We start from the raw sequence: 25,518 nt of genomic DNA on the forward strand, positions 1-25,518 counted from the left end.
TCGCCGAAGGCGCAAGAATCGGGTTGAATTCGAAGCGCCGCTGCACGATTTTCATGGCATGCCCAAGACGGAGGCTGGACCATGGGACAGGCAACGCACCATTATGTAATCTTCGAGACCGCCGGCGGTTTTTGCGGCATCGCCTGGAACGAAGTCGGCATCACGCGTTTCCAGTTGCCGACTAGAAGCGCCGATGCGACAGAGCACCTTCTGCTGCGGCATATTCCAGGCGCAGAGCCGGCCGCGCCGACCCCTGAGGTGGCCGAGGCGGAAGCGGCCGTGAAACGCTATTTCGAGGGAGAACAGACGGACTTCTCCGACATAAAGCTCGATCTCGACGGCCAGGACGCCTTTTTTAGGCGGATCTACGACGCCGCGCGACAGATCGGCTGGGGACATACGACCACCTATGGTGCGCTGGCAAAGCAACTCGGTGTCGGCCCCGAGGCCGCGCGCGATGTGGGCCAGGCGATGGCCAGGAACCCGGTTGCCCTGATCATCCCCTGCCACCGCGTCCTTGCCGCCGGCGGTAAAATCGGCGGCTTTTCGGCGCCCGGCGGCTCATTGTCCAAGATGAAGATGCTCGAACTAGAGGGCGTCAACCTCGATCCGCGGAAGCCGGCACAGCAATCGCTGGATTTCTGACGGGACAGGCAGGCACGAGTCCATTGAAGCAGCACGCGTCTTCTCACTCAACCGATTGGCCTCAGGCCTCGCGCATGGTTTCGTACCCCGCAGCTAGGGCTGCCCTTATGAACGTATGGTCGAAAGAAGCGAACTCTTCACAGTGCGTCGGTCTGCCCATATGCAGGGCATCGGGGAAGTCCTTTCCCTGTTCTGCTGCGCAATACCCATTCGACTTTCAGTATGACTGTGACCGCGACAAAAACGGCGACTCCATCGAGATCTAGCGACCGCGCATTCGAGATCTAAGCGGGGATGGCAGGGCTCGGTTGGCGGGGACACTTGGAACGGATCAAGCTCGCTGGAACGACGCCGCTGCCGTTTTGCATCGGCGTCGCTGTTGGGCCGTCATTCCCACTCGATCGTGCCGGGTGGCTTCGACGTCACGTCGTAGACCACGCGGTTGATGCCGCGTACTTCGTTGATGATGCGGGTCGCCGCGCGGCCGAGGAATTCCATGTCGTAGTGGTAGAAATCCGCAGTCATTCCGTCGACTGAGGTGACGGCGCGCAGCGCGCAGACGAATTCGTAGGTGCGGCCGTCGCCCATGACGCCGACGGTCTGCACCGGCAGCAGTACGGCGAAGGCCTGCCAGATGGCGTCGTAGAGACCGGCTTTGCGGATCTCGTCGAGATAGATGGCGTCGGCCTCGCGCAGGATCTCCAGCTTTTCGCGGGTGATGCCGCCCGGGCAGCGGATCGCGAGGCCGGGACCAGGGAAGGGGTGGCGGCCGATGAAGCTGTCGGGCAGGCCGAGCTCCTTGCCGAGCACGCGCACTTCGTCCTTGAAGAGTTCGCGCAGCGGCTCGACGAGCTGCATGTTCATGCGCTCCGGCAGGCCGCCGACATTGTGGTGCGACTTGATCGTCACGGATGGGCCACCGGTGAACGAAACGCTTTCGATCACATCTGGATAGAGCGTGCCCTGGCCCAGGAAATCGGCGCCGCCGAGCTTCTTGGCTTCTTCCTCGAAGGTCTCGATGAACAGGCGGCCGATGATTTTGCGCTTGGTCTCGGGATCGCTGACGCCCTCGAGTTCGCCGATGAACTTGTCGGCCGCATCGACGTGGATCAGGTGCAGATTGTAGTGCTCGCGGAACATCTCGACGACATTGGCCGCCTCGTCCTTGCGCATCAGCCCGTGATCGACGAGCACGCAAGTCAGCTGGTCACCGACGGCTTCGTGGATCAGAAGTGCGGCGACAGAGCTGTCGACGCCGCCGGACAACGCGCAGATGACGCGCTTGTCGCCAACCTGCTTGCGGATGGTGTCGACCGCCTTCTGGCGATAGGCCGACATCGACCAGTCGCCCTTGATGCCGGCGATGTGGTGAATGAAGTTGCCGATCAGCTTGGCGCCGTCGGGCGTGTGAACCACTTCCGGGTGGAACTGCACGCCGTAGTACTTGCGCTTCTCATCGGCGATGAAGGCGTAAGGTGCATTGGAGGAGGTCGCGACCACCGCAAATCCCTCCGGGAGCGCGGTGACGCGGTCGCCATGGCTCATCCAGACTTGATGGCGGGAACCCTTGGACCAGAGGCCTTCGAACAGCGGGCAATCCTCGTCGACGTCAAGGAAGGCGCGGCCGAATTCGCGGTGATGGCCGCTTTCCACCTTGCCACCGAGCTGCGTGCACATGGTCTGCTGGCCGTAGCAGATGCCGAAGATAGGCAGACCGCTTTCGAAGATGATCTGCGGCGCGCGTGGCGAACCCTCGTCAACCGTCGAGGCGGGGCTGCCGGACAGGATCACGGCTTTCGGCTGGAGGCGCTTGAAGCCTTCTTCGGCGGACTGGAAAGGAACGATTTCGCAGTAGACGCCCGCTTCGCGCACGCGGCGCGCGATCAGCTGGGTTACCTGGCTGCCGAAATCGACTATGAGAACGCTGTCGGGATGTGCTGTCTGGGTCATGGCGAGCCTTTAATGAAAAGCACCCGTTCTTGCAATGCGGGAAATCCGCAGCAGCCGGATTTTATTGTGCCGATTGTCCCGCTTCTGCAGGGCCTAGAACCAGAATACGCCGTCTTCGAGCGCCGTAAACAGGCTGTCGACGGCATAGGAGAGCTTGCGGTCGACCACATGCAGATATTCCGTCCAGCCGGAGATGTGCTGCAGTTCCTCGACGCCATCGGAAATACCGCGAAGTCCGATCAGCGGCAGTTGGTAGGCCTGGCAGGCGCGCAGGACCGCAAATGTCTCCATATCGACCATGTCGGCTGCAATGCCTCCGTATGCCGCGCCTGAAACGACGTTTCCCCCGGTGGAAAGGCTGGCCTCGGCAATGCCGGGTATCCGCAGCGGCAGGTCTATTGTCACCGGAAGATCGAGAAAAGGCGTGCGCCCTTTCTCGAACCCAAGCGCGGATGCGTCCATGTCCCGATAGGAGACGGAGGTCACCTGATAGACTTCGGTCTGTTCGAGGCTCGATGAGCCCGCCGAGCCGAGCGAAACGACGAGTTGCGGTAGATCGCCCGCATGGTCCAGCTGCGTCAGCGCCCTGGTAAGGACCACTGCGGCTTCCACCGGGCCGACGCCCGTCATCAGCGGCTCGAAGCGCGAGCGCAGGAACGGGCCGTACTCAGCCTCGGCCGCCATCACGAACAGAATGGATTTCCCCGCGACCGATTTCAACTCGAACTTCATCCAGTAATTCCCTCTCTTCCGCGGATAATCATCATGGTGCTCGTCATCGAGGCGATGAGTTTCGCCGGTCCGTCGCTGAGCGCATAGCCGCGTCCATCGGCGACGATGATGTTCGATCCGGGCTTGGTGATCTCGCCTCGGAAGAGGAAGCGGTCGCCGCGCCCCGGCGACATCAGGTTGACCTTGAACTCGATGGTCAGGATCGAAGCCTCGGAATCGATGACGCTGTAGGCGGCAAATCCGCAGGCGGAATCGAGTGCCGCGGAAATCACGCCGGCATGCAGGATGCCGTGCTGTTGTGTGAGTTTGACATCGAACGGCAGCTCGATCTCCACAGTGGCGCGCTCGACGCGGGTCAATTCGGCGCCGATCGTATGCAGCGCCGCCTGGCGCGCAAAGTTCTGGCGGATTCGCTCGCGGAAATCGCCGCTGTCGTTGTCGTTGTCGTTCATTGTGATTTGCCCTCTTGCGAGCGTGAAAGTGGCATGGTGCGCTGCATTCGACAAGCGCGCCTGGGAAATCAATTGATGGCCGCTCGGCGACGCGGTTTCTGCTGTCGTAAAGATTGGATTCAGCTTTTTTTGGTAATTCTCCATTAGCCACATGAGTCCCTGGTTCCCCATGACGGGGAACCTGCTGTCGAAAGTTGTTTGCGTGCGTGTACTTATGCGTCTGTCGGCCTTGCCAGCAATCGTCCTTGTCTGCGTGACTGCTTCGGGCTGCACATCGAGTTCCGGCCCTGAGAGTATTCTGGCTTCCATGCCGTCGCGGGAAACGACCAGCTCTGTCGCAAGGCCAAGCGCTCCGGTGCCCGCCATGGATGTCGCCGAAGCTGCACCCCAGCCGGCGTCGCCGCAAAAGCAGGAGCTGACCTGGACTGGTCACGTGCCCGAACCGCAGGCATTCCTGCCTCAGGCGAGTACGGCGGCGATGCCACTTCCGGGGGGGACACCGCTTCCGGCGGAGAGGCCGGCTGCTGCGGAGCAGCAGGTCGCATTCGTCGTTCCGACGAGGCCCGCCGCGAACCCGGCGCCGCAGACGCGCACGAGAATTTACAGCCACCGGTTCCGCGACGCCAAACCGATCAATTTCGGCTCGTCCTCGCCAAGAAAGCTTGCCGTCCACGGTGTCGACGTCTCGCGCTGGCAGGGCGATATCGACTGGCAGACGCTGCAGTCGCAAGGTGCGAACTTCGTCTACATAAAGGCGACCGACGGCGGCGATCATCTCGATCCGATGTTCCGGAAAAACTGGCGCGATGCCAAGCAAGCCGGGCTGAAGCGGGGCGCCTATCACTTCTTCTACTGGTGCCGGACGGCAGGCGAGCAGGCCGATTGGTTCATCCGCAACGTTCCGCGGGACGCCAACGCGCTTCCGCCTGTCATCGATGTCGAGTGGAATGGTGAATCGAGTTGCAAGAGGCAGCCATCCCGCGAGCACGTGCTCGAAAAGATGAAGGTCTTCATGGATAAGCTGGAGCGACATTACGGCCAGCGCCCGGTGATCTATACGGCTCCGGATTTCTATCGTGATAATCTGCAGGGCGCGTTTCTTGACTATCCCTTTTGGCTGCGCTCCGTCGCGGCCCACCCCTCTAAGCGCTACCCCGGACGGAAATGGATCTTCTGGCAGTATTCTGGCTCCGGCCTTTCCCATGGGGTTGAGGGGCGGATCGATCTAAACGTGTTCCACGGCAGCGAACGCGACTGGCACGACTGGCTGGGGCAATCCGGCTGAGCGAAAGCAACAGGCCGCCTTGATATCGCTCAGTTCAGATAGACGATCGACGCGTTGAGCACGGTCGCGAAGGCGACCCAGCACCCATAGGGGACGAAGAGAAGGGCGGCGATCCGGTCGGCGTTCCAGCGGTTCCTGATGAAACCAAGGATCAGCACAAACAGCACGGCGATGATGGCGAGCGCGACGGGCGGCATCCGCAGGTCGAAGAAGAACGGCGACCAGATAAAATTGAGCACCATCTGGCCCGCCCAGATCAGCATGCCGACGGACAGGTGTCCGCGCATCCAGGTGCGTGCACCGGCGATCCCGATCAGGACGTAGAGAACCGACCAAGCCGGTCCAAATACCCAGTTGGGCGGATTGAAGGGTGGCTTGGCGAGCGATTGATACCATTCGCCGGGAAGATTGTTGGCGCCGATGGCCAGGCCGCCGCCGAGCGCGATGGCGACGAAGATGAAATAGATCGGGGCTTTGTTCATGCGGCCGAAATAGGGCGGTGGAGGAAACGGGCCAGATGGGTGGCCCGTGCGATTTAACCGCGCAGGCCGACGATCGCGATTGCCTCCCGCGCCGCAACACCTATTCTCCAACAAATGTGAATTTGGGACAGACCGCCATGGCAACGATCTCACAGTCCTTACGCGATTATGAGGCGTGGCTTCACGGTCAGCTTGGGGCCGATCTTGTCGAGGCGGATATCGCAAAGAAGCACGCGAAGATGGGCACGAACGCTTTCGTCTTCCTGCGTGCGACCTACTGGCGCTGGGCCGAGACGATTTTCGATATCTGTCCCGGATTTGCGATGGCACCACAGGTCCTTGCGATCGGCGATACGCATCTGGAGAACTTCGGGACCTGGCGCGACGCCGAGGGACGCCTTGTCTGGGGTGCCAACGACTTCGACGATGCTGCGGTCATGCCCTACTCGCTCGACCTCATTCGACTGACTGCGAGTGCGCTTCTGGCTCGAAGCGAAGACGGCCCGCCGGCGCATGTAATCGCCGAATCGATCCTCGCCGGCTATCGGCGCGCCATGCAGGCACCGGTGCCGATCATTCTTGAGCGGGATCATAAATGGCTGCGCAAGGCTCTGCTGCTTCCCGATGCCGAGCGTCGCGCGTTCTGGGACAGGTTCGCAGCCTTGCGACCGGGCAGCAAGCCGGTTCCGCCTGCATATGCCGCCGCGCTTGGGAAGGCTTTGCCGGCAGACTGCAGCGCCTATGTCCCAAAGCCACGGGCGGCCGGAACGGGCAGTCTTGGCCGCCCTCGCTTCGTTGCCTATGCGGAGTGGCAGGGCGGACCGGTGCTGCGGGAAGCAAAGGCGATGCTGCGATCGGCCTGGTCGCTTGCGCACTCGCTCCAGGACGATTCTAGTGGGAATCACACGATCCATGCCGTCGATATCGCCGCCGGGAGAATGCGCTGCCCCGATCCGCACTATAGGCTTTTGGGCACCATTCTTGTGCGCCGCCTTTCCCCGAACAGCATCAAGATCGAAATCGATAGGAATGCCGAGATGCTGTTGTCGCCCGACATGCTCGATCTGATGGGTTTCGAGATCGGCAACTGCCATTCCAACGATCCGGCGTCGGCCACGGCAATCGAGCTCGATCTCAGGCCGCGCACCGGAACCTGGCTCTCCGATGCTGCGAAGGCCGCGGCCGCAGCGGTTGCCTTCGAGCAGAAGGCCTGGTCACAGGCGACGTGACGCCGCGATGCGGACAATGTGCTGGTCCCAGGCAACGTCGCTGCGCTCGGCCAGAAAATTCCCGTCGTAGCTGGAGACAGCAAAACCGCCTGTCGCCGGGGCGATGCCGGCCGCGTCTGGAACCACGTCTTCACGTAGCACCCTGCCGCTCCCGGCGTCGATGGTGACGGAGGCGCCGCCCTTCGGCGACGTGACGCCGACAAGGCCGTCCTTGCGGTTGACGGCGATTGCGCCAACGTAGTTGGACAGTCGCCGCGTCGTCTCCTCTGGCAGATCGACGAAGCGCAGATCCTCTCCCTTGGCGAAGGAGCCTATGAGCGGCGGCAGGTCGTTTCGGTGCCCCTCATATTGGCAGGCGAACCAGATGCGGCCGCTGTCATCGATGTCGACATGGCGGGTCGAGACCTTTGCCCATTGCGGCGGCAGCGAATGCTTCTCGATGAGGGCACCCGTTGCGGCGTCGATCAGCGTCAGCGACGGCTGCATGTTTTTAAGGTTGAGTTTCGTGCGGCCGAAATCCGGGTGGGTCTCGATGCCGCCATTGGCGACAACAAGCATGCGGCCGTCGTCGGAAACCGTCATGTCGTGCGGGCCGACGCCATAGGTTTCGAATTCGCCGATGCGGACGAAGCGGTTGCTCGCATCATAGAGACCGATCATGCCGCGGTTCGCATCGAAGTCGTTCTCGCTGGCATAGAGGATACGGCCATCCGGCGAGAAGGACCCGTGGCCATAGAAGTGTCGTCCTTCGGCGGCGGCGATCACGATGGGCTCGCCCTTGCCGCGGGGATCGAAGATCATCGCATAGGTGCCGGGACGGCGGGCAAATGCGACGGTCTCGCCCGTCGCGGCGCTGAACGCCATACCATGAGCGCGCGCCGGCAGCGCCACCTGGTCGACGATCTCGCCGCGCTCGGTCACGGTGGCGACCGCGTAGGAACCGTCGGCAGTCCGCATTCCCGACGCATAGACCGCGTCAGAGCGCTCCAGCGCCATCAGCGCACCGGGCCGCAGGGCGGCCAGGAAGGTCAGCCCGGCGGCCTTGACAAAGCTGCGCCTTTCGATCGCCGAGCTGCTCCACATCGGATCAATCGCCGTCTGAGAACGAGAAGCCGGCGGAAAGGCCGATCGCAGCGCCATAATCGTCGCTGATCTTGGTGATCAGTTCGCGGGTGCTGACGAGGAGAGCATCCAGCTTTGCCTTTTCCGGCTCGCCGATGGCGACCTGGATATCGGGATTGAGCTTTGGCACGGTCTCGAGCAGTGACTTGAAATTGGCATCGATCGCTTCTGCAATCGGCTTCTTGTCGGCGGGCAGCAGTTCGGCCATGCCGGCCTTCTGCCAAAGAGCACGCAACCCTTCCAGATTGGCCGTCATCGACTTCCAGGTGTTGTTCGAGCGCCAGTAGATCGCCATGCGCGGCCGGGGTGAGCTGTCCTTGCCCTTGTAGAATTGCTCAAGCCGCTGGTCGCGAACCGTCTCGGCGCCATGAACCAGAATGCCGAGCAGCGCGGTGACGGCTTCCTTGTTGTCGGCGAACTCTTCGCTTTGCGGGCCGGGGTGCTTCCAGCTTCCCTGGACGCCATCCGGTTTTTCCCAGGCGGCGACCACCTCGCCCGCCTCGCGCTGAATGTTGCCGGCAACGGCAGCGCCATAGAGGCAGCGGAAGCCGTTCCTCTGCTTGATCAGCTCTTCTGAGCCGCTGCCGTAGAGCACGTATTCCAGCGCCGTCAGCCCTTGCAGGGCGACGCTCTTGCCGGCGATCGCATCGACAGTCGTGTCCTTCGGATCCGCCTTGGCGAGTAGCGCCTGTACCTGTTTCAGGCCGACGCCCTTGCGGTCGGGATAGAAGAGGATGTGTTCGAAGAGATTGTCCTGGATGACAGGCCCGGTCTGAACGATTTCAATCACCGACCAATAGCGGATCGTGTCGTCGAAGGCCTGCTTTGCCTTGTCGAGCGTCTGCTGGGTGCCGTCCTCGCAGAGATCCTTCATCGCGGTGGTCAGGCGGGCTGCCGATTGCTGGGCGTTGCGATATCCGGGACGGATCACTTCGTCGACGGCGCGCTGCATGACGGCTTGGACGGCATCCTCGTTTAGGCCCGATTGCGGTGCGGCGGTTTGGGCGGCGGCGGAAGAGGCAAGGGCAAGCGATAGGACGAGAGGTTGCCAAAGGCGCATCAAAGGGACTCCAGGAATGTAAACAGTGCCTGCCTATCATCCCTGGGCAGGGAAGCGAAAGCGTCACGTGCCATTTGCGCCTCACCGCCATGCCAGAGAATAGCTTCCGTGAGGTTTCGGGCGCGGCCGTCATGAAGGAAAAAGCTGTGCCCGCTGACAGTCTGGGTCAGACCTATACCCCATAGCGGCGGCGTGCGCCATTCACGTCCGCTTGCAAGTCCGACTTGTTGTCCGTCGGCAAGCCCGTCGCCCATATCGTGCAGCAGGAAATCGGAATAGGGCCAGATCAGCTGGAAGGCTTGCGCCTTGTCGAGGCTGTCGCGGCGCGTCACGAACTTCGGCATGTGGCAGGATACACAGCCGGTTTCATAGAAAACCTGCTTACCTTTCAGCGTTTCCGGAAAGCTGGCCTTACGGCGGGCCGGGACCGCAAGGTTGGCCGAATAAAATGTCACGAGGTCGAGGATCGGATCTGGCGCCTCTTGGTTTCCCAGCCGCTTCTGCACGCCCGTCGGCATAGTCAAGCACTTGGCTTCGGCCTTCGTGCAATCGCCGAGCGCATCCGGCTGGTCCGGCGTGGAGATGCCGATGTCGTTGGAAAAGGCATCGGCGCTCTGGTCGCGAACCGAGGCATTCTGCGCCTTCCAGCCGAAGCGGCCGAGTGCGATATTGCCGGTGCGGTGATCACGCACGATCGCCGCCTTTCCCGATATCCCGTCGCCGTCGGTATCGTCCGGATCGGCATGTGCCAGGATATCCGCCTCCGGTATGGCCTCGATGAGGCCGAGCCCGATCATCGCGGGAGCAACGCGCGGCGAGATCGTCGTTGCCGCATCGAGCGGCCCGTAGCCGAGGTTGTTCACGGCGTAAGTCGGCCGGCGCAGCGAGATCGTCTTGCCGTCTCCAAGCGTCACCGGCTCTTCGGCGTAGCGGATTGCCATCTTCCCCTCCGAGGCAAGGCCGGGGACAGCGAGATCCTGCAGCTGATGGCCGTAGATCGGATCGGGAAAGTTGACGATCTCGGCGCTGGCGATCGAGCGCTGCTCGTCTGGTGTCGTCGCCACGCGCGACAGGCGCAGGAACATCGACGTCGCGCTGGCGCCGCCTTCCGGCGGCTTCCCGCGGCCGTCGTTGACGTGACAACTCATGCAGGAGCGGGCGTTGAAGAGCGGGCCCAGGCCATCGGATGCCTGCGTCGAAGACGGGGCGGAAACCCAGAGCTTCTTGAAGAGCGCGTTCCCGAGTCTGAAAGGCTGCTCTTCTTCGAAGGGGATGGTCGCGGAGATTTGCGAGAACGAATCCTGCGTTACCGGATCGATGGAGGTGGCGCCACCTGCCTGCATCGCCTCGTATTGCTCGGCCTTGGAAAAATCGGTGGTCGGCCGTGTCACATCGGCGACGCGCTCCATGTCGGCGTCGGAAAGGTCGGTCCGTCTTGTCGGCCGATCGAAACCGGACGCGACGGCGAGGGGGAGGCCCGCGACGGTGGCACCAATCACGGCCATCAACAGGCGGGAAAGTCGCTGCCGGCGTCTTGTACCATGTGCAAGGCCCTGGGGCGGGGTGAACGCGACGGCGGTATCTGACATTTCAGGTTCGGGCCGCTTCGGCAAACGAAGCGGTCCGCCTTTTCACTTATTGGAAGACCGCGGTAGGATTATCCAAGCTGTCGGAACCTTCAAGCTTAACGGTCCCGAGATCGAGCGCGCCAATAACGCGCTGCACAGACTTGGTCTGGTCGACGAGGCCGTCAATGGCAGCCTGGACAACAGCGTTGCCCTTCTTGTTGCCCTCGCCGATCATCTGGTCGTACTTCTCGACGGTCTCGCCGCGCTTGGCCATGGCATGCATGGCGTCGAGTGTCTTGTTCAGCTTCGCCTGCATTTCCTTGTCGAGCTTCTTGTCCTTGGCAGCGACGAGGTCGTGCAGCGACGGGCCCTTCAACTTTGTGCCGTCGACGCGAGTGTAATCGCCCGTGTAGGCAGCGGCGATGCCGATCGCATCATTGAGGTGCGAGTTGTAGGTGTTGTCGGAGAAGCAATCATGCTCTTCTTCCGGATCGTGCAGGATGAGACCAAGCTTCATGCGCTCGCCGGCAAGTTCGCCGTACGAAAGGGAGCCCATGCCGGTCAGGATCGCGACGAGGCCGGACTTCGGATCGGCTTCGACATGCTTCGTCGCCTCGCCGCCCGGTGCCCAGTTGTCCGTCATTTCCTGAAGATCGGAAACGAGCAGCGTCGAGGCGGACTTCAGATACTCGCCGCGGCGGTCGCAATTGCCGTGCGTGCAATTTTTGACGTCGTAGTCGGTTGCAGGACGATTGCCGGCGCCGGGGCCGGTCCCGTTCAGATCCTGGCCCCAGAGGAGGAATTCGATGGCATGATAACCGGTCGCCACGTTGGCTTCCACGCCACCGGCCTCTGCCAGCGTGTCGGAGAGGAATTCGGGCGTCAGCTTGGAGGCGTCGATATCCTTGCCGTCGATCTTGATGGTCTTGTTGGCGATCACGTTGGCGACGAAGAGGGAATTCTCATCGCTCTCCGTGCCGTAGGAGGCATCCACATAATCGATCAGGCCTTCGTCGAGCGGCCAGGCGTTGACCTTGCCTTCCCAGTCATCGACGATCGGGTTGCCGAAACGGTAGACTTCGGTCTGCTGGTAGGGAACGCGCGCCTTGATCCAGGCAGCGCGGGCAGCCTTCAGCGTCGCATCGGTCGGCTCCTTCAAGAGGGCGTCGATCGCGGCGTCGAGTGCCTTCGCCGTCGTCAGCGAGTCCTCATACTTTGCATGGGCGACTTCCGTGTAGTGCTTGACCACGGCCGCAGCGTCCGTTGCCGCGTAGGCGGGAATGGCGGACAATGCGGTTGGGGCCACCGCCAGCGCCAGGGCTGCGCAAAAATTCCTGTTGAGTTTCATGGATCCTCTCCTGTGACGGACGTTCCGTCTGAAGTCCGGCGGAATCTCATCGCGTAAAACCAAACTGGTGTCAAACACTCTAGTTTGGAATTGTTTTAAGGAGGGAATATCGGCGTTGCGAGCCGGTCGCCGGTTGTCTGGACGGTATATCAACCCTGCCGGCTGAAGCGTTCGCGGTAGTCGAGGGGACCGATGCCGAATTGTCGCTGCATGACCCGGCGCAGGTTCTGTTCGTTGCCGAGACCGACAGCGGCCGCGATGGTCTTGAACGGCAAGCTCGTTTCTTCCAGCGCACGGCAGGCCGCCTCGAGGCGCATCATCTCGACAGCCTTGGCTGGTGTCCGCCCAACTTGCGACACATACAGCCTTGCGAAGGTACGCGGGCTCTGCCCCGCCTTTTCGGCGAGCCTCTCCACCCGCAGGTCCGCGTGGAGGTTTTCGGCCATCCAGGCATGCAGTGCGGAGAAGCGGAAGGACTTCGCGTCCTTCAGCGAAAAGACGGTGCTGAACTGGTTTTGGCCGCCGGGCCTTGTGACGAACACGACGAGCTGCCGCGCCGTATCGACCGCAACGCGATGGCCGAGATCGACCTCGACGAGTGCCAGCGCCAAATCGATGCCCGCGGTAACCCCGCCTGAAGTCCACAGTCGCCCGTCGTTGACAAATAACCGGTCGGGCTCCAGGTTGATCGCCGGATGCCGCCGGGACAATTCCTCCGATCGCGACCAGTGGGTGGTCGCCCGCTTGCCGTCGAGAAGTCCGGCGTCCCCGAGCAGGAAGGCGCCGGTGCAGACGGAACAAAGCCGACGCACCGCCGGCCCGTTGTCGGCGAGCCAGGTGACGAGCCGGTCGAGCCCGAAGGTGTGAGCACTCGTGCTGGGAAGGCCGCCGGGGACGATCAGCGTGTCGATTTCGCCGGGCTGCACATCGTGGAGCGCCGAGGTTTCGATGACGACCCCGGGAGCGGTTCTGATCGGCCCGCCATGCTCGGAGGCGATCACCAGCCGGTACCCTGATGTCGATGCCTCGTTCCGCAGTCGCCCCGCGGTTTCGAAGGCTTGCAACGGCCCGGCGACGTCGATCAGGTTAACGCCGCCGTAGGCAATCATGACGACGAGGCGATCAGGCAATTCCTTCTCCGAACGTTGCACGGCGGGCGCTCTTCCATCTCATCACAAGCAGCAGGCAGACCGCAAGAGCTGGAAGGACGAGGAGGTTGAGGATAGACCAGTCGAAGCCCTCCAGGATGGCGCCCGACGTCAGGGTTGCGAAGGTTGCCGCGACGTTGCCGAGCAGGCCGGACAGCGCCTGCGTCTTGCCGCGCTCGTTTGCGCGATAGGATTGCGCCAGAAGCGTCGTTCCGCAGACGATCATCAAGTTCCAGCCGACCCCGAGCGCTAGCAGTGCAAGGTGGAATGCCAGCAGTGTCGTCGAACTGGTGGCAATCGCAACGCAGCAGGCCATCAAGGCGACACCGACGCAAAGCATGCGCATGACGCCGAAGCGGGCGACAAGCCGCCCGGCGAACAGGGATGGTGCGAACATGCCGAAGAGATGCCACTGGATGATGCTTGCTCCGTCGTCGATGCTGAAGCCGCAGGCGACAGCCGCCAGCGGCGAGGCAGTCATGACGATCAGCATAGTTGCGGAGGCTGTCATCGTCGTTGCGACCCCGGCGACGAATATCCGCTGATGCGCAATCTCGCGAAGCGGGCGTGCCGGCAGCGCATCTCCCTTCGACTGAGCGTCCACCATGCCCAGATCCCGATAGAAGAGCAGGAAAATGAGAGCCGAGAGGACGGCGAGCGCGGCAACCATTAGGTACGAACCAGCAAAGACAGTATCGAATGCAATGTCTTTTGCCCTGCTGGCGAGCACTGGACCGACGATGGCTGCGATGACGCCGCCTGCCAGAACGGTCGAGATGGCTCGGCTCTTATAGTCTTTCGGCACCGAGTCTGCCGCCGCAAAAGCGAAGAACTGGGCAAATCCCTGGAATGCCCCAACGCCTGCGGTGCCAAGGCAGAAGAGCCAGAAATTGCCGTGGACGATCGACCAGACCGAGATCAGTCCGCCCGTCGCGCCGCAGAGCGCACCGAGCGCGAAACCGATGCGCCGTCCTAGGCGCTCCATGATGAAGGCAGCAAAAACCGTCACGATCGCCGCGCCCACCGTGATCAGCGCAAAGGGAAGGGTGGCGAGAGCCTTGTCCGGCGCCAGCTGATAGCCGGTAATGCTCGTCAAAGTCAGATCGACGGAAATCGCGCAAACGTAGAGTGCCTGGCAGAGGGCCAGAATTCTGGCATTGCGCCTTCCCATGTCCATGCCGCTCATCAAAGTCTCCCGATTTCCTGAAGTGGATCGGCTAGACTATCGATGACGTCATTTTTGGCAGCAATGACAAATGTGCATCAAATTCTGCCAAACGGCGCCACTATGGCTTTCGCTGCATCCGGCAGAAGAAGAAACCGTCTGTGTCGGTCGACGCCGGGGTAAGCGTGACAGTCTTGCCATCGGAAGAGCGGGGACGGAGGCTGTCCTTGCCGAACAGGGCGTCCCAGGCGGGCAGAGCGCTTACGATCTCGAAGTCCTGATTTTGCGTAGTGAAGCGGCGTACCTGCTCCTCATTCTCCTGCGGCAATACCGAGCAGGTGACGTAGATCAGCTCGCCACCCGGGCGCACGAAGGCACTCGCCTGCGTCAACGCTTCCTGCTGCTGCGCGGTGCGCTCTTCGAGGTTTTTTTCGGTAAGGCGCCATTTCGTATCGGGGCGGCGTCGCCATGTGCCTGTTCCAGTGCAGGGGGCGTCGACCAGAACCTTGTCGCAGCGCTCGCTGAGGCTCTTCAATGCCTTCGCATCGTCGTGTACCTGGACATTGCGGGTGCCGGCACGCTTCAGCCGTTCGATGATCGGCGCCAGCCGTTTGCGGTCGGCATCATAGGCGTGGACCTGGCCCTTGTTGTGCATCGCCGCCGACATGGCGAGGGTCTTGCCGCCGCCGCCGGCGCAATAGTCGAGAACCTGTTCGCCATCCCTGGGCAGAACCAGATCGGCAACGATCTGCGATCCCTCGTCCTGAACCTCGAACCAACCTTTCTGGAACGAAAGCTCGGCCGTGACGTTTGGAAGACGAGAGGCACCTTCGCCGGCGGGGATCCGGATACCGTTGCGCGCGATGCGGGCCTCTTGCGCGCCGGCTCGTTCGAGCACCTTGAGGGCCTTTTCGCGGCTCGCCTTCAGGATGTTGGTGCGCAGATCGAGTGTGGGCCTGCCGGCTAGCGCCTGCGCCTCGGCAAGCCAGGTGTCGCCGAAGGCGCGTTCGAAGGAGGGCTGAACCCATTCGGGGATGTCGCCCTGAATACAAGCGGGAGCATTGGCGAGCTGTCGGCTGTGGAATGAGGAGAGTGCGGCTTCGGAAAGTGCAGGCGGCGCGAACTTGTCGTCGGCAACCTCGGTGGCGAGCGTTTCCGGTGTGAAGCCCCATTGGCGGAACATGACGGCGTAAGCGATGGCGGATGCGCTGTCATCGTCCATCAGCCAGGCATGGGACAGGCGCATGCGCAGCGCGTCGTAGACGATGTTGCCGATGGCGGCGCGATCGCCGGACCCGGCAAAGCGGTGAGCGAGGCCCCAATCCTTGAGGGCGTCGGCCACCGGCCGTCTGCGGGCGTCGATATCTGCAAGAACCGAAATCGCCCCTTCGAGCCGTCCGCCCAACCGCATTCACACAGCTCCTAGTCGCCTGAGGTCAAAATACCCGGTCAAAACACCGGGCTTGTGAACAATCCGCAGGAAGCGCGACAGACGCAGCGGATTGTACACAAGTCTAGAACCGCGTGGTAAACGCGATTGGCGGCAAGAGCAAGCGGCCCATTCGGATGCGGGCGACGGCTTAGCCTATGATTTCGTAGCAGACCTTAGCTGTACCGCTGCTGACCATGCCGATGTTCTGGGCGGCAGCGCGGGAGAGGTCGAGCACGCGTCCGCGAATGAACGGACCACGATCGTTGATGCGAACGACGACGCTGCGGCCGTTGTTGCGGTTGGTAACTTTCAGCTTCGTACCAAATGCCAGTGAACGATGTGCTGCAGTATTGATGGTTGGGTTCATACGTTCCCCAGAGGCAGTTTTGGAGTGAAGTGCGTACCATGAAGCACCACCACAACCATTTGCAGCAAAACCCTCCATCGGAAGGATGGTAGAACAGGCTGCAATAGTTGCTACGGCGATAATAGAACGGCAGATTTTCTTCAAAACGGATCGTCCCTCAATTGTTGAACTTACGCCTTTGCGGGCGGCGGGGCTTAAATCCGCCGAAAAGTGGCGAAAAAGTGCCTTTGTGCATCACGGAATATTGCAGTCTGTAATATTTGTGATGAGTCGGCGAATGATTCGAAAAGGTGTCAAGGGAGTGGAGGGTAAAAAAAGATAATGAAATCAAATAAAATGAGAACATTTTTTGCGAGCATGACTCCCCGCAACCAAAGATCACAAAATTAACGAAAATAATTTTTCGTGATCGCCATAATTGCTGCCGCATTTGGGCAAATTCAAAGGCCGTTAACCATAAACGGGAGCTAAATCTAGCTGCGCCATATGGGTAAGTAGGAATTTCCTACCGCTCTATCGCATGCGATATTGATGACGCGAAGTGATTTCAACTGGGATAACATTGCAACTTCTGGCGGCAGGGACGACCCGAGCCGTTTGGGAAGTGCGATCGTCCGGGTGACGATCCAACTTGACGTGCGGACCGGCCGTTGCCGTCCGGCTCGATCAACAAAGCTCAGCGAAAAATCGCCCGGCTCTTTTTGCAGTTTAGCCTCGCCACCGATCGTTCTCGACAAGCTGTGCGAGCGAGGCGGGGTAGGTCGGAAACGCGAATACAAAGCCGGCGGCCTTCAGCTTGGCGTTGGAGACGCGTTTGTTCTCGCCATAGAAGGACCGCGCCATCGGCGTCAGTTCGGCAGTCTCGAACGGCTGCTCTGCTGGCGGCTCGACGCCCATCAGGCGTGCGGCCTCGACAATGACATCCTGCGGCGGGCCGGGCATGTCGTCGGTCACATTATAGATGCCGCCGAGCTGGCGATCCGCCAGAAACCGTGTTGCGGCGCCGATATCCTCGACCCGGATGCGGTTGAAGACCTGGTCTTTCTTGATCAGCCGGCGAGCGGTACCGCGTTGAAGATTGCAGAAGGCATTGCGTCCCGGACCGTAAATGCCGGAGAGCCGCAAAACGGTAGCCGGCAAGCCGAGGCCCTGGCCGATCTCCATCCACGCGTCTTCGGCCTCGAGCCTTTCCTTCGAGCGACCGGAGACAGGAACGCACGGCGTTTCCTCGGTGACCCAATTGCCCCGGTGGTCGCCGTAGACGCCGACGGTGGAGAGATAGCCGATCCATCCGAGTTGCGGCATCATCTCCCGGATGCTCCCGCCGGCCAGTCGTATCAGGGGATCGCCGGCTTCGCGCGGAGCGATCGATTGCACAAGGTGGGATGCCGATGCCATCGCAGCCAGCAAATCCGCCTCGACAACGTCGCCGTCGAACACGAAGGCATCGATGCCCTGCTTGCGCAGCGCCTCGGCCTTGTCAGGCGAGCGGGTCGTGCCGGAAACCCGGAAGCCTTCGGCAAGAAATGCCTTGGCGATGGCCGTACCCGAATAGCCGCAGCCGAAAATCACAACATGCATCACGCCGCTCCCGCCAGTCGCCATTCGTGCAGCACGTCGCTGTCCGACTCATCCGATGGCCTTTGTGCCGCAAAGGTCGCAAATTCGCTAGTCTCCAGCAGACGCGAAAGTGCCCACACGGCCATGCCGCGCACCGCGGGAGAGGGGTCCAGCGAAAGCTCCCGGCATCGTCCGACAAATCGCCGCTCGCGGGAATTGCCTGCTGCAATCAGCACGTTACGGATAAAGCCGTCGCGGCCGATGCGTTTGACCGGCGACCCGCTGAAGAATGTTCGAAAGGCGGCGTCGTCGAGCGTCAGCAGGTACTCGATCGACGGCTCCTTTAAGTCCTCGCGTGCCCGCAGCTTCAATTCGGACGCTTCCCGGGCGAACTTGTTCCACGGGCAGGCGGCAAGACAATCGTCGCAGCCATAGATCCGGTTGCCGATCAGTGGCCGCAGATCCGGTTCGATCGGTCCCTTGTGCTCAATCGTCAGATAGGAGATGCAGCGCCGCGCATCGATCTGGTAGGGCGCCGGAAATGCGTTCGTCGGACAGGCATCGAGACAGGCGCGGCATGAGCCGCAGTGGTCGGCCTCCGGTTCGTCGACGTTGAGCTTGGCAGTGGTGAACATCGAGCCGAGAAAAAGCCAAGAACCGTGGACGCGACTGACGAGGTTGGTGTGCTTGCCTTGCCAGCCGAGGCCCGCCGCCGCCGCCAGAGGTTTTTCCATGACAGGTGCCGTATCGACGAACACCTTTACATCGGCGCCTGCCCGGGCCGCGAAGCGCGTTGCGATCTCCTTCAGCCGACCCTTTATCACGTCGTGGTAGTCGCGGTTGCGAGCGTAGACCGAAATCGCGCCCTTTTCGGGCTTTGCGAGGATGCCACGCGGATCCTCGTCCGGGCCGTAGTTGAGCCCGAAGACGACGATGGATTTCACCTCGCTCCAGAGAGTGCGCGGATCGCCGCGCCGGTCGCGCGTTTCGGCCATCCACTCCATCGTGCCATGCCGTCCGGCATCGATGAATTCGCCCAGCCTGTCTTTTGCCTCCGGTATGGAATCCGCACCAGTGATCCGACAGAGATCGAAACCGAGACCATGCGCCTCCGCCCGCACGAAGGCGGTCAGGGTGTCGCGTCGTTTTTGCTCCTTGGCCTCTGCTGTTCGTTCGGGCATGGAGGGCCCTCGTCAGAAATCCAGATCGGCGTAGTGAGAAACCGGCGTCAGGCCGCGCACGCGCTCGGTGAGCAACGGCCGGAACGAGGGCCGCGACTTGAGGCGCTGGTACCAGTCCTTGACCATTGGCGATTCCGACCAGTCGATCTCGCCGAGATAGTCGAGGATCGAAATAGAGGACGCTGCGGCAAGGTCGGCGTAGCTCATCCGCTCGCCGGCCAACCACTGGCGCGAACCGGCAAGCCAGGTCAGATACTTCATGTGCTGGCGGATGTTTGCGCGCGCCGTGCGCAAGATCTTCGAGTCGGGCGCGCCGCCACCCTGATCGGCCGTCATCTGCAGCTTGTAGACACGCTCGCGGGCGAGCGGTTTGGTCACGTCCGTTTCCATCTTCTGCATGAACCATTCCGTCAGCCGGCGGATTTCAGCCCGCTGGAACGGGTCTTCCGCAAGCAGCCGCCGGTCACGCTTCAGCACACCGTGCGTCTCGTCCAGATATTCGGAAATGACACTGGCCCCGCAAAGCGCCCGCATGCTGTCGTCGACATAAACGGGCAATGTGCCGGCCGGGTTGAGCGCCAGAAAGTCGCGGCGCTTCTCCCAGGTCTGCTCTTCGATCAGGTCTGCCTGGTAGCCGTATTCCGTCAGAATCAGCCGGACAAAGCGTGATGCGGATGACATGGGGTGATGATAGAGCGTGGGCATCGATACTCGGATTTTCTGATGGGTGGTCGCACGTCGAAGGAGCGCGTCGATTATAGCGCCCTATTCATGACTCATTAGTTGAAGCTATAGGAGTTTGGCTCCGCCAACACAAGCGAGTCGGACCGCCCCGACAGCTGACAAAGGAAATGGATGCCGTCCCCCAGCGGCATCATCGCAATCCAGGTCCGACCGGACTCTAAACGGGAGACAATTTATGGACTACATAAACTCTATAATTCTAGGCATAATTGAAGGGATTACCGAGTTTCTGCCGATCTCGAGCACCGGCCATCTCATCATTGCGGAGCAATGGCTCGGCCACCGGTCGGATATGTTCAACATCGTCATTCAGGCAGGCGCCATTCTCGCCGTCACCATCATCTACTGGCGTCGACTGTTGGATCTGGTGCTTGGCTGGCGGGATCCGCAGAACCGCTCCTATGCCGCCAAGCTGATCGTCGCCTTTCTCATCACGGCGGTCCTGGGCCTTATCGTCAAGAAACTCGGCTTCCAGTTGCCCGAGACCGCGACGCCGATCGCCTGGGCGCTTATCATCGGCGGTATCTGGATGATATTTGCCGAATGGGCTGCCGCGCGCCGGCCGCCCCACAAGGAAATCACCTGGCTTGTCGCCATCCTGGTCGGTATCGCCCAGGTGGTTGCCGGCGTCTTTCCCGGGACGTCTCGCTCCGGCGCGACAATTTTCGTTGCCATGCTGGCAGGTACAGGCAACCGCGCTGCGGCGACCGAATTCGCCTTCCTCGTCGGCATTCCGACCATGTATGCGGCGAGCGGCTACGAATTGCTCAAGACGTTTAAGGATGGCGGAGCGGCAAACGAAGACTGGACCGGTCTCGGGATCGCCTTCGTCGTGTCTACGGTAGTCGCTTTCATCGCCGTGAAATGGCTGCTGTCCTATATCCGGAGCAACCGTTTTACGATTTTTGCCATCTACCGCATCATTCTTGGCGTTGTTCTGCTGGGACTGGCTGCGTCGGGCTTCATCGCCTGAGGCGCTCACCAAGTCCAGCATTCGTGCAGTCCATGCGCGAACGCTGGTAAGAAAAGCCGGCGCCGAGACGCCGGCTTTTCGTCAATGGCTAATGGATCCGGTCTCGCAGGGATCGACACCATAAGCTGGCGAGCATTCGCCCTTGACCGCTGCAACCGAACCGGGAGCAACGAAGGAGCCTGCCAGAATCACCAGCGCCGCACACGCAAACAGAAGCGCGATTGACCTACCCATTGAAGAAAGCCTTTCAAAAACCGTTGATTGCGCACAGAGGCGCTGAGTCCGTTGGAGGACGCGCGGGGTGTGTAGTCAGTGAAATGACAAATAGCAATAAATGTTCCAGTTAAATTTGTTGTTAATTCTGCTAAATATTACCTGCTGCTTTTATGCAACGGCCGTGCTCAATGCGCCGGCAAAAAAACACGCGCAACTTGCGCGAATCTGGAAATCTCTTCCACGAAAAACGCCGCCCGCGGAAATCGCGAACGGCGCTGACAGTCCGATGGAGCAGGGATCAGGCCGCCTTCCCAGAGCTGGTGTACTGGCCGTGCGGGCGATACTGCACCAGGTAGGAGGGAAGTACCGAGGTGACCATCGTCGGCGCGATGCCGAGTCCCTTCAGCGTGCGGCCTTCGGTTTCTGCGTCCTTGGACACGACATTGTCCTTCTTCAGCAGGCGCACCTGGTCGGGCGTGATCGGCGGCGCAACGAACGGCACCAGCGAAGCGACACTTCCGATCAGCGAAGCGACGCTGAAGGGTATCGATACGAGGCGGTTGGTGCGGCACGTCACCTTAAGCATGACCTCTAGACATTCACGGAAGGTCAGCACTTCCGGGCCGCCGAGTTCGTAGATCTTGCCGCCGGCAACCTTGCCTTCTACCGCCTTCGCGACAGCCTCGGCAACATCGACGACATAGACCGGCTGGAACTTGGTATTGCCACCGCCAACGAGCGGCAGGATCGGCGCGATGCGGGCCATATCGGCAAACTTGTTGAAGAAACCGTCTTCCGGTCCGAACACGATCGACGGCCGATAGATGATGGCATCTGGCTTGATCGAGAGGATGGCCGCTTCGGCGCGACCCTTAGTGCGGCCATAGCCCGAGTCGGACGTCGCATTGGCGCCGATGGCCGACAGGTGGATCAGCTTCGCGCCGACGTCGCGAGCCGCTTCAGCAACCGCGCGGCCGCCGAATTCCTGGACGGCCTCGAAGGAGTTGCGGCCGGTCTCAAAGAGGATGCCGACGCAGTTTACGACGAAATTGGCACCTTCCACGGCGCGATCGACGGAGTTGCGGTAGCGCAGGTTCGCCTGAACGAAGGAGATCTGGCCGACATTGCCGAGCGGTTGCAGGAAACCTGCGAGATCCGGCCGGCGAACGGCAACGCGGATGCGGTAGCCGCGCATTGCGAGCGCACGAACGACATGCCTGCCGATGAAGCCGGATCCTCCGAACACGGTGACGAGTGGCGGCAGGTTGGCAAGTGTCATGGCAAGCTCCTCGAAATGCTCAATGCAAGGGATCGATCTGTGTTCGTCTTAGACCAATCGGGGCGCCCCGAAAAGGGCCCTCGCGCCGCAGTTCTCACGCGTGAAATCGTCTAGATGCCTTCGACAATGACCATCTCGGCCTCGGCGACTTCCTGGCGGATTTTCGCTGCCATCTGGTATTCCGGCGAATTGTAGCAATCGACGGCGTGCTGCATCGAGGGGAACTCGATGACGACGTTGCGGGCGCGGGCCTTGCCTTCGAGTTCGGTGAGCGCGCCGCCGCGGGCGAGGAAGTTTGCGCCGTACTTCTCGAAGGCGGGCTTTGCCGCCGCCACGTAGTCCTTGTAGCGCTCGGCGTCACGAACATCGACGCGCGCGATCCAGTATCCCTTTGCCATCTGAATGCTCCCTGGCTTGAACGATTTATTGAAGTGCGGCTGACATCTCGGCAAGGATCGCCCGTGCCGCTTCGCTGGGGTCGTCCGCTCTGACAATGGGGCGGGCGACGACGAGGTGGCTGGACCCCGCCTTCAACGCGGCAGCCGGCGTCATCACGCGCTTCTGGTCGCCCTTGTCGCTGCCTGCCGGGCGGATGCCGGGGGTGACGAGTGCCATGTCGGGCCCGATGATCTTGCGCACGGCCGAGGACTCCTCCGCGGAGCAGACGATGCCGCCCATACCGGCAAGATGCGCTTGCTCGGCGCGGCGCAGCACCAGCGTATGCGGATCATATTCGTAGCCGGCTGCGATGAGATCCTGCTCGTCCATCGACGTCAGCACCGTGACGCCGAGCAGGCAGAGGTCCGACCCTCTGGCCGCCTCGACCGCCGCCTTCATCGCCCTCGGGTACGCGTGCAGCGTCAGCATGGACATGCCCATCTTGACGATGTTCTCGACGCCAGAGGCGACCGTGTTGTCGATATCGAGCAGTTTCATGTCGAGGAAGATCTTCTTGCCGCTTTTGGCGAGATCCCGAGCAAATTCAAGGCCGCCGGCGAAGGCGAGCTGGTAGCCGATCTTGTAGAAAACGACGTCGTCGCCGAGCGTTTCGACCATCTTTTCGGCCTCGCCAAGCGTCGGAACATCCAGTCCGACAATCAGCCGCTCGCGTGCGTCCATGTCACATCCATCCCAGCCACTTTTCGATAGGCGTCCAGTCGCACGATAAGCGCCGATCTGCAAGGCTGAAACAATAGAGATTGCCGCCGCCCGCGGGCTGGTCGCGGTCTCGCCCGATTGGGCTGCCCTGGAGATGGCACTTGAGCAACGTCCCGACGCCGCCGTGCCCGACAAAGGCGATGGGGCGGGTGTCGCCGTGCCCGGCCAGAATGCGCTCCACCGCAGATACGATCCGACTCTGCGCATCAATCGCGCGTTCCCAGCCTTTGAAGCTTTCCTCGGGATGCGCAAAGAACCAGTTGGCGGCTTCCTCGAATTTCGGCGGCGGCAGGAAGCCGGTCGCCGACCGGTCGTTTTCGTGCATGCCTTCGGCGATCTCGATGTCGATGCCTGCCGCGGCCGCAAGAATGTCGGCCGCCTCGATTGCCTTGGTCTCGTCGCTGGAAACGATCCGCCGCAACTGTTGCGCCCAGGCGGAGTTGGCAGCCATGTGCGCGCGAGCCGAGCCAATCTCGGAAAGCCCCCATTTTGGAACGGGAATCGCCGGATCGATCTTCACTTGGGGATGGGTGATGTAGAGGCCGAACACGCTCAGCCGCGCCGGTAGATCCACAGCTGTGCGGGGGGGATGTTGCGGACGATGAAGTCGAAATGCTGGATATGGTAGCGGTCGGGCCGCGCGATGATCGGCGACACGGCGCCATAGGAAATCTGCACGACCGGCCGGCCGGCCGGCAGGCGATCAAGCAGGCTCTCGAGCAGGGCGGTGCGCGCCTGCATCGGGAAGTTCAGCAGCGGAACGGCCGAAATGACGGAATCGAAGGTCTGGCCCTTCAGCGCGCCAAGCGTCTTGTCGAGATCGAACGCGTCGCCGTTGACGAAATGGACGCCGGGGTAAAGCCGCACAAGATGTTCGTAGAAATCCGTCGAATACTCGATCGCGACCAGCTTTTCCGGCTTGATGCCACGGCCCAGGATCGCCTTGGTGATCGCACCGGTTCCGGGACCGAGCTCCAAGACCGGCAATCCTGAATGCGGATTGATGACGCTCGCCATCTTCCGCGCGGTAATGGAGGAGGTTGGAACGATGGAGCCAACGGTCTTTGGACCCTGCATCATTCCCTTGAAGAAGCGGATCTCCTCGTCAAACTTCTTGCCCAGCCGTTCCTTCAGGCGCAACGCCATGCCGTCCTCCTATATGCAACACACAGCCCAGCATCTAATTGCAGGCAGTGGAACGAAAAACAAGACCAAACGTCGCAATTGACAAAGTTTGCGAGACAAATGCGACGCGTCTAAACGCGCATCGGCATCAGTACGTAGAGCGCATCGTCACCGGCCGTGTCGCGAATGAGCGTCGGCGAGCCGGCATCGGCGAGAAGGAAGATCGCCTGGTCGCCTGAGAGCTGCGCCGTGATGTCGAGCAGATACTTGGCGTTGAAGCCGATCTCCATGGCGTCGGTATCGTAGCCGACCGCGACTTCTTCCGTTGCGCTGCCGGAATCCGGATTGTTGACCGTCAGCAGGAGCTGGCCGTCCGAGAGCGCCAGCTTCACGGCCCGACCGCGTTCCGAAGAGATCGTCGAGACGCGGTCGACGGCCTGGGCGAATGTGGTGCAGTCGACACGCATTTCCTTGTCGTTGCCGGTCGGGATGACGCGCTGGTAGTCCGGGAAGGTGCCGTCGATCAGTTTCGAGGTCATGACGACCGAGCCGATGCTGAGGCGGATCTTGGCATCGGAGACCTCGACCGTGACCATTGCATCCGGGCTGTCGACCAGTTTCTGCAGTTCACCCACTGTCTTGCGTGGAATGATGATGCCTGGCATGCCTTCCGAACCCGAGGGTGCCTTGACATCGGCGCGGGCAAGGCGGTGGCCGTCGGTGGCAACGGCACGCAGCTTCAGGTCGCCTTCACTTTCGATCGTGTGGAAGAAGATGCCGTTCAGATAGTAACGGGTTTCTTCGGTCGAGATCGCGAACTGGGTGCGATCGATCAGCATCTTCAGGTCCGTCGCCTTCAGCTTGAACGTATGGCTGAAGGTGCCGGCCGTCAGATCGGGAAAATCGGATTCCGGCAGGCATTGCAGCGAGAATTTCGAGCGGCCGGACTGGACCGTCATCGAGCCGCCGTCTGTGCTAGTCGCAAGCAGGACTTCCGAACCGTCGGCCAGCTTGCGCACGATGTCGTAAAGAAGATGGGCGGGAACGGTCGTGGCACCTGCCTGCTCGACATTGGCCGGCGTTGCCTCGGTAACCTCGAGGTCGAGATCGGTCGCCTTCATGTCGAGGTTCTGGCCCTCGGCCCGCAGCAGGATGTTGGACAGGATCGGGATGGTGTTGCGGCGTTCGACCACGCGGTGGACGTGGTTCAGCGACTTCAAAAGGTTTGACCGCTCAATAGTAATACGCATGGGATGCTACCGCTTTCGACCGTTACTGCCCGAGCGCGCACCGCGCA

At 61.5% G+C, this 25,518-nt stretch carries 25 protein-coding genes; 4 read left to right on the forward strand and 21 right to left on the reverse strand.

Annotated elements, in window-relative coordinates:
• Positions 1 to 81: 81 nt before the first annotated feature.
• Positions 82 to 645: a methylated-DNA--[protein]-cysteine S-methyltransferase gene (locus tag AC1D2R_RS01215; RefSeq protein WP_477963962.1), complete on the forward strand. Its 564-nt coding sequence runs from the start codon at positions 82 to 84 to the stop codon at positions 643 to 645.
• A 387-nt stretch (positions 646 to 1,032) separates the two neighbouring features.
• Here the strand turns inward: AC1D2R_RS01215 and guaA are convergent, their stop codons facing one another.
• From guaA to AC1D2R_RS01230, 3 genes are all read right to left on the reverse strand, one after another.
• Entirely contained in the window at positions 1,033 to 2,595 is a 1,563-nt protein-coding gene (gene guaA / locus AC1D2R_RS01220) for a glutamine-hydrolyzing GMP synthase (protein ID WP_477963964.1), read from the reverse strand.
• 93 nt (positions 2,596 to 2,688) lie between these two features.
• Positions 2,689 to 3,327: a 5'-methylthioadenosine/S-adenosylhomocysteine nucleosidase gene (locus tag AC1D2R_RS01225; RefSeq protein WP_477963966.1), complete on the reverse strand. Its 639-nt coding sequence runs from the start codon at positions 3,325 to 3,327 to the stop codon at positions 2,689 to 2,691.
• Positions 3,324 to 3,779 (reverse strand): PaaI family thioesterase, encoded by a 456-nt coding sequence (locus AC1D2R_RS01230; RefSeq protein WP_477963968.1) that lies wholly within the window; start codon positions 3,777 to 3,779, stop codon positions 3,324 to 3,326. Before AC1D2R_RS01230 ends, AC1D2R_RS01225 begins: the two co-directional genes overlap by 4 nt.
• A 214-nt stretch (positions 3,780 to 3,993) precedes the next feature.
• On the opposite strand from AC1D2R_RS01230, the gene AC1D2R_RS01235 reads away from it, so the two are divergent.
• Complete coding sequence (locus tag AC1D2R_RS01235; protein ID WP_477964615.1) at positions 3,994 to 5,064, forward strand: glycoside hydrolase family 25 protein; 1,071 nt, start codon at positions 3,994 to 3,996, stop codon at positions 5,062 to 5,064.
• A gap of 29 nt (positions 5,065 to 5,093) precedes the next feature.
• On the opposite strand, the gene AC1D2R_RS01240 is transcribed toward AC1D2R_RS01235, so the two are convergent.
• The gene (locus AC1D2R_RS01240; protein ID WP_477963970.1) at positions 5,094 to 5,546 is read right to left on the reverse strand and encodes a TspO/MBR family protein; all 453 of its coding nucleotides are present in this window, start codon (positions 5,544 to 5,546) and stop codon (positions 5,094 to 5,096) included.
• Positions 5,547 to 5,683: 137 nt separating this feature from the next.
• On the opposite strand from AC1D2R_RS01240, the gene AC1D2R_RS01245 reads away from it, so the two are divergent.
• Positions 5,684 to 6,775 (forward strand): DUF2252 family protein, encoded by a 1,092-nt coding sequence (locus AC1D2R_RS01245; protein ID WP_477963972.1) that lies wholly within the window; start codon positions 5,684 to 5,686, stop codon positions 6,773 to 6,775.
• Here the strand turns inward: AC1D2R_RS01245 and AC1D2R_RS01250 are convergent.
• The 11 genes from AC1D2R_RS01250 to AC1D2R_RS01300 form a co-directional block, all read right to left on the reverse strand.
• Positions 6,761 to 7,858, reverse strand: coding sequence for a DUF1513 domain-containing protein (locus AC1D2R_RS01250; RefSeq protein ID WP_477963974.1), 1,098 nt, complete (start codon positions 7,856 to 7,858; stop codon positions 6,761 to 6,763). The genes AC1D2R_RS01245 and AC1D2R_RS01250 overlap by 15 nt on opposite strands.
• 4 nt (positions 7,859 to 7,862) lie before the next feature.
• Positions 7,863 to 8,957 carry an imelysin family protein gene (locus AC1D2R_RS01255; protein ID WP_477963976.1) on the reverse strand — a complete coding sequence of 365 codons (1,095 nt, stop codon included), beginning with the start codon at positions 8,955 to 8,957 and terminating at the stop codon, positions 7,863 to 7,865.
• Positions 8,957 to 10,462, reverse strand: coding sequence for a di-heme oxidoreductase family protein (locus tag AC1D2R_RS01260; protein WP_477964617.1), 1,506 nt, complete (start codon positions 10,460 to 10,462; stop codon positions 8,957 to 8,959). Before AC1D2R_RS01260 ends, AC1D2R_RS01255 begins: the two co-directional genes overlap by 1 nt.
• A 130-nt stretch (positions 10,463 to 10,592) precedes the next feature.
• Positions 10,593 to 11,873 carry an imelysin family protein gene (locus tag AC1D2R_RS01265; protein WP_477963978.1) on the reverse strand — a complete coding sequence of 427 codons (1,281 nt, stop codon included), beginning with the start codon at positions 11,871 to 11,873 and terminating at the stop codon, positions 10,593 to 10,595.
• Between the two features lie 149 nt (positions 11,874 to 12,022).
• Positions 12,023 to 13,003, reverse strand: a complete 981-nt coding sequence (locus AC1D2R_RS01270; protein WP_477963980.1) for a GlxA family transcriptional regulator — start codon at positions 13,001 to 13,003, stop codon at positions 12,023 to 12,025.
• Complete coding sequence (locus AC1D2R_RS01275; RefSeq protein WP_477963982.1) at positions 12,996 to 14,207, reverse strand: MFS transporter; 1,212 nt, start codon at positions 14,205 to 14,207, stop codon at positions 12,996 to 12,998. The genes AC1D2R_RS01270 and AC1D2R_RS01275 overlap by 8 nt, the downstream gene beginning before the upstream one ends.
• A 100-nt stretch (positions 14,208 to 14,307) precedes the next feature.
• Positions 14,308 to 15,597 (reverse strand): RsmB/NOP family class I SAM-dependent RNA methyltransferase, encoded by a 1,290-nt coding sequence (locus AC1D2R_RS01280; RefSeq protein ID WP_477963984.1) that lies wholly within the window; start codon positions 15,595 to 15,597, stop codon positions 14,308 to 14,310.
• Between the two features lie 169 nt (positions 15,598 to 15,766).
• Positions 15,767 to 16,129, reverse strand: coding sequence for a septal ring lytic transglycosylase RlpA family protein (locus AC1D2R_RS01285; RefSeq protein ID WP_477963986.1), 363 nt, complete (start codon positions 16,127 to 16,129; stop codon positions 15,767 to 15,769).
• 564 nt (positions 16,130 to 16,693) lie between these two features.
• The gene (locus AC1D2R_RS01290; RefSeq protein WP_477963988.1) at positions 16,694 to 17,566 is read right to left on the reverse strand and encodes an SDR family oxidoreductase; all 873 of its coding nucleotides are present in this window, start codon (positions 17,564 to 17,566) and stop codon (positions 16,694 to 16,696) included.
• The gene (gene queG, locus AC1D2R_RS01295) at positions 17,566 to 18,726 is read right to left on the reverse strand and encodes a tRNA epoxyqueuosine(34) reductase QueG (protein WP_477963990.1); all 1,161 of its coding nucleotides are present in this window, start codon (positions 18,724 to 18,726) and stop codon (positions 17,566 to 17,568) included. The genes AC1D2R_RS01290 and queG overlap by 1 nt, the downstream gene beginning before the upstream one ends.
• Positions 18,727 to 18,738: 12 nt before the next feature.
• A complete protein-coding gene (locus tag AC1D2R_RS01300; protein WP_057472384.1) occupies positions 18,739 to 19,431 on the reverse strand; it encodes a glutathione S-transferase family protein in 693 nt (230 codons plus the stop codon).
• Between the two features lie 214 nt (positions 19,432 to 19,645).
• On the opposite strand from AC1D2R_RS01300, the gene AC1D2R_RS01305 reads away from it, so the two are divergent.
• Positions 19,646 to 20,443: an undecaprenyl-diphosphate phosphatase gene (locus tag AC1D2R_RS01305; protein WP_477963993.1), complete on the forward strand. Its 798-nt coding sequence runs from the start codon at positions 19,646 to 19,648 to the stop codon at positions 20,441 to 20,443.
• Between the two features lie 514 nt (positions 20,444 to 20,957).
• On the opposite strand, the gene AC1D2R_RS01310 is transcribed toward AC1D2R_RS01305, so the two are convergent.
• The 6 genes from AC1D2R_RS01310 to dnaN form a co-directional block, all read right to left on the reverse strand.
• On the reverse strand, positions 20,958 to 21,938 hold the full coding sequence (locus AC1D2R_RS01310; protein ID WP_477963995.1) for a complex I NDUFA9 subunit family protein: 981 nt from the start codon (positions 21,936 to 21,938) through the stop codon (positions 20,958 to 20,960).
• 110 nt (positions 21,939 to 22,048) lie between these two features.
• Positions 22,049 to 22,336, reverse strand: a complete 288-nt coding sequence (locus tag AC1D2R_RS01315; RefSeq protein WP_477963997.1) for a DUF1330 domain-containing protein — start codon at positions 22,334 to 22,336, stop codon at positions 22,049 to 22,051.
• A gap of 25 nt (positions 22,337 to 22,361) precedes the next feature.
• Positions 22,362 to 23,057, reverse strand: coding sequence for an orotidine-5'-phosphate decarboxylase (gene pyrF, locus AC1D2R_RS01320; protein WP_477963999.1), 696 nt, complete (start codon positions 23,055 to 23,057; stop codon positions 22,362 to 22,364).
• Position 23,058: 1 nt separating this feature from the next.
• Entirely contained in the window at positions 23,059 to 23,646 is a 588-nt protein-coding gene (locus AC1D2R_RS01325) for a histidine phosphatase family protein (protein ID WP_477964619.1), read from the reverse strand.
• A gap of 2 nt (positions 23,647 to 23,648) precedes the next feature.
• Positions 23,649 to 24,242: a phospholipid N-methyltransferase PmtA gene (gene pmtA, locus AC1D2R_RS01330; RefSeq protein WP_037065543.1), complete on the reverse strand. Its 594-nt coding sequence runs from the start codon at positions 24,240 to 24,242 to the stop codon at positions 23,649 to 23,651.
• A gap of 110 nt (positions 24,243 to 24,352) precedes the next feature.
• Complete coding sequence (dnaN, locus tag AC1D2R_RS01335; protein ID WP_477964001.1) at positions 24,353 to 25,471, reverse strand: DNA polymerase III subunit beta; 1,119 nt, start codon at positions 25,469 to 25,471, stop codon at positions 24,353 to 24,355.
• Between the last annotated feature and the right edge of the window lie 47 nt (positions 25,472 to 25,518).

This window comes from Rhizobium sp. P1_C7, assembly GCF_056406295.1.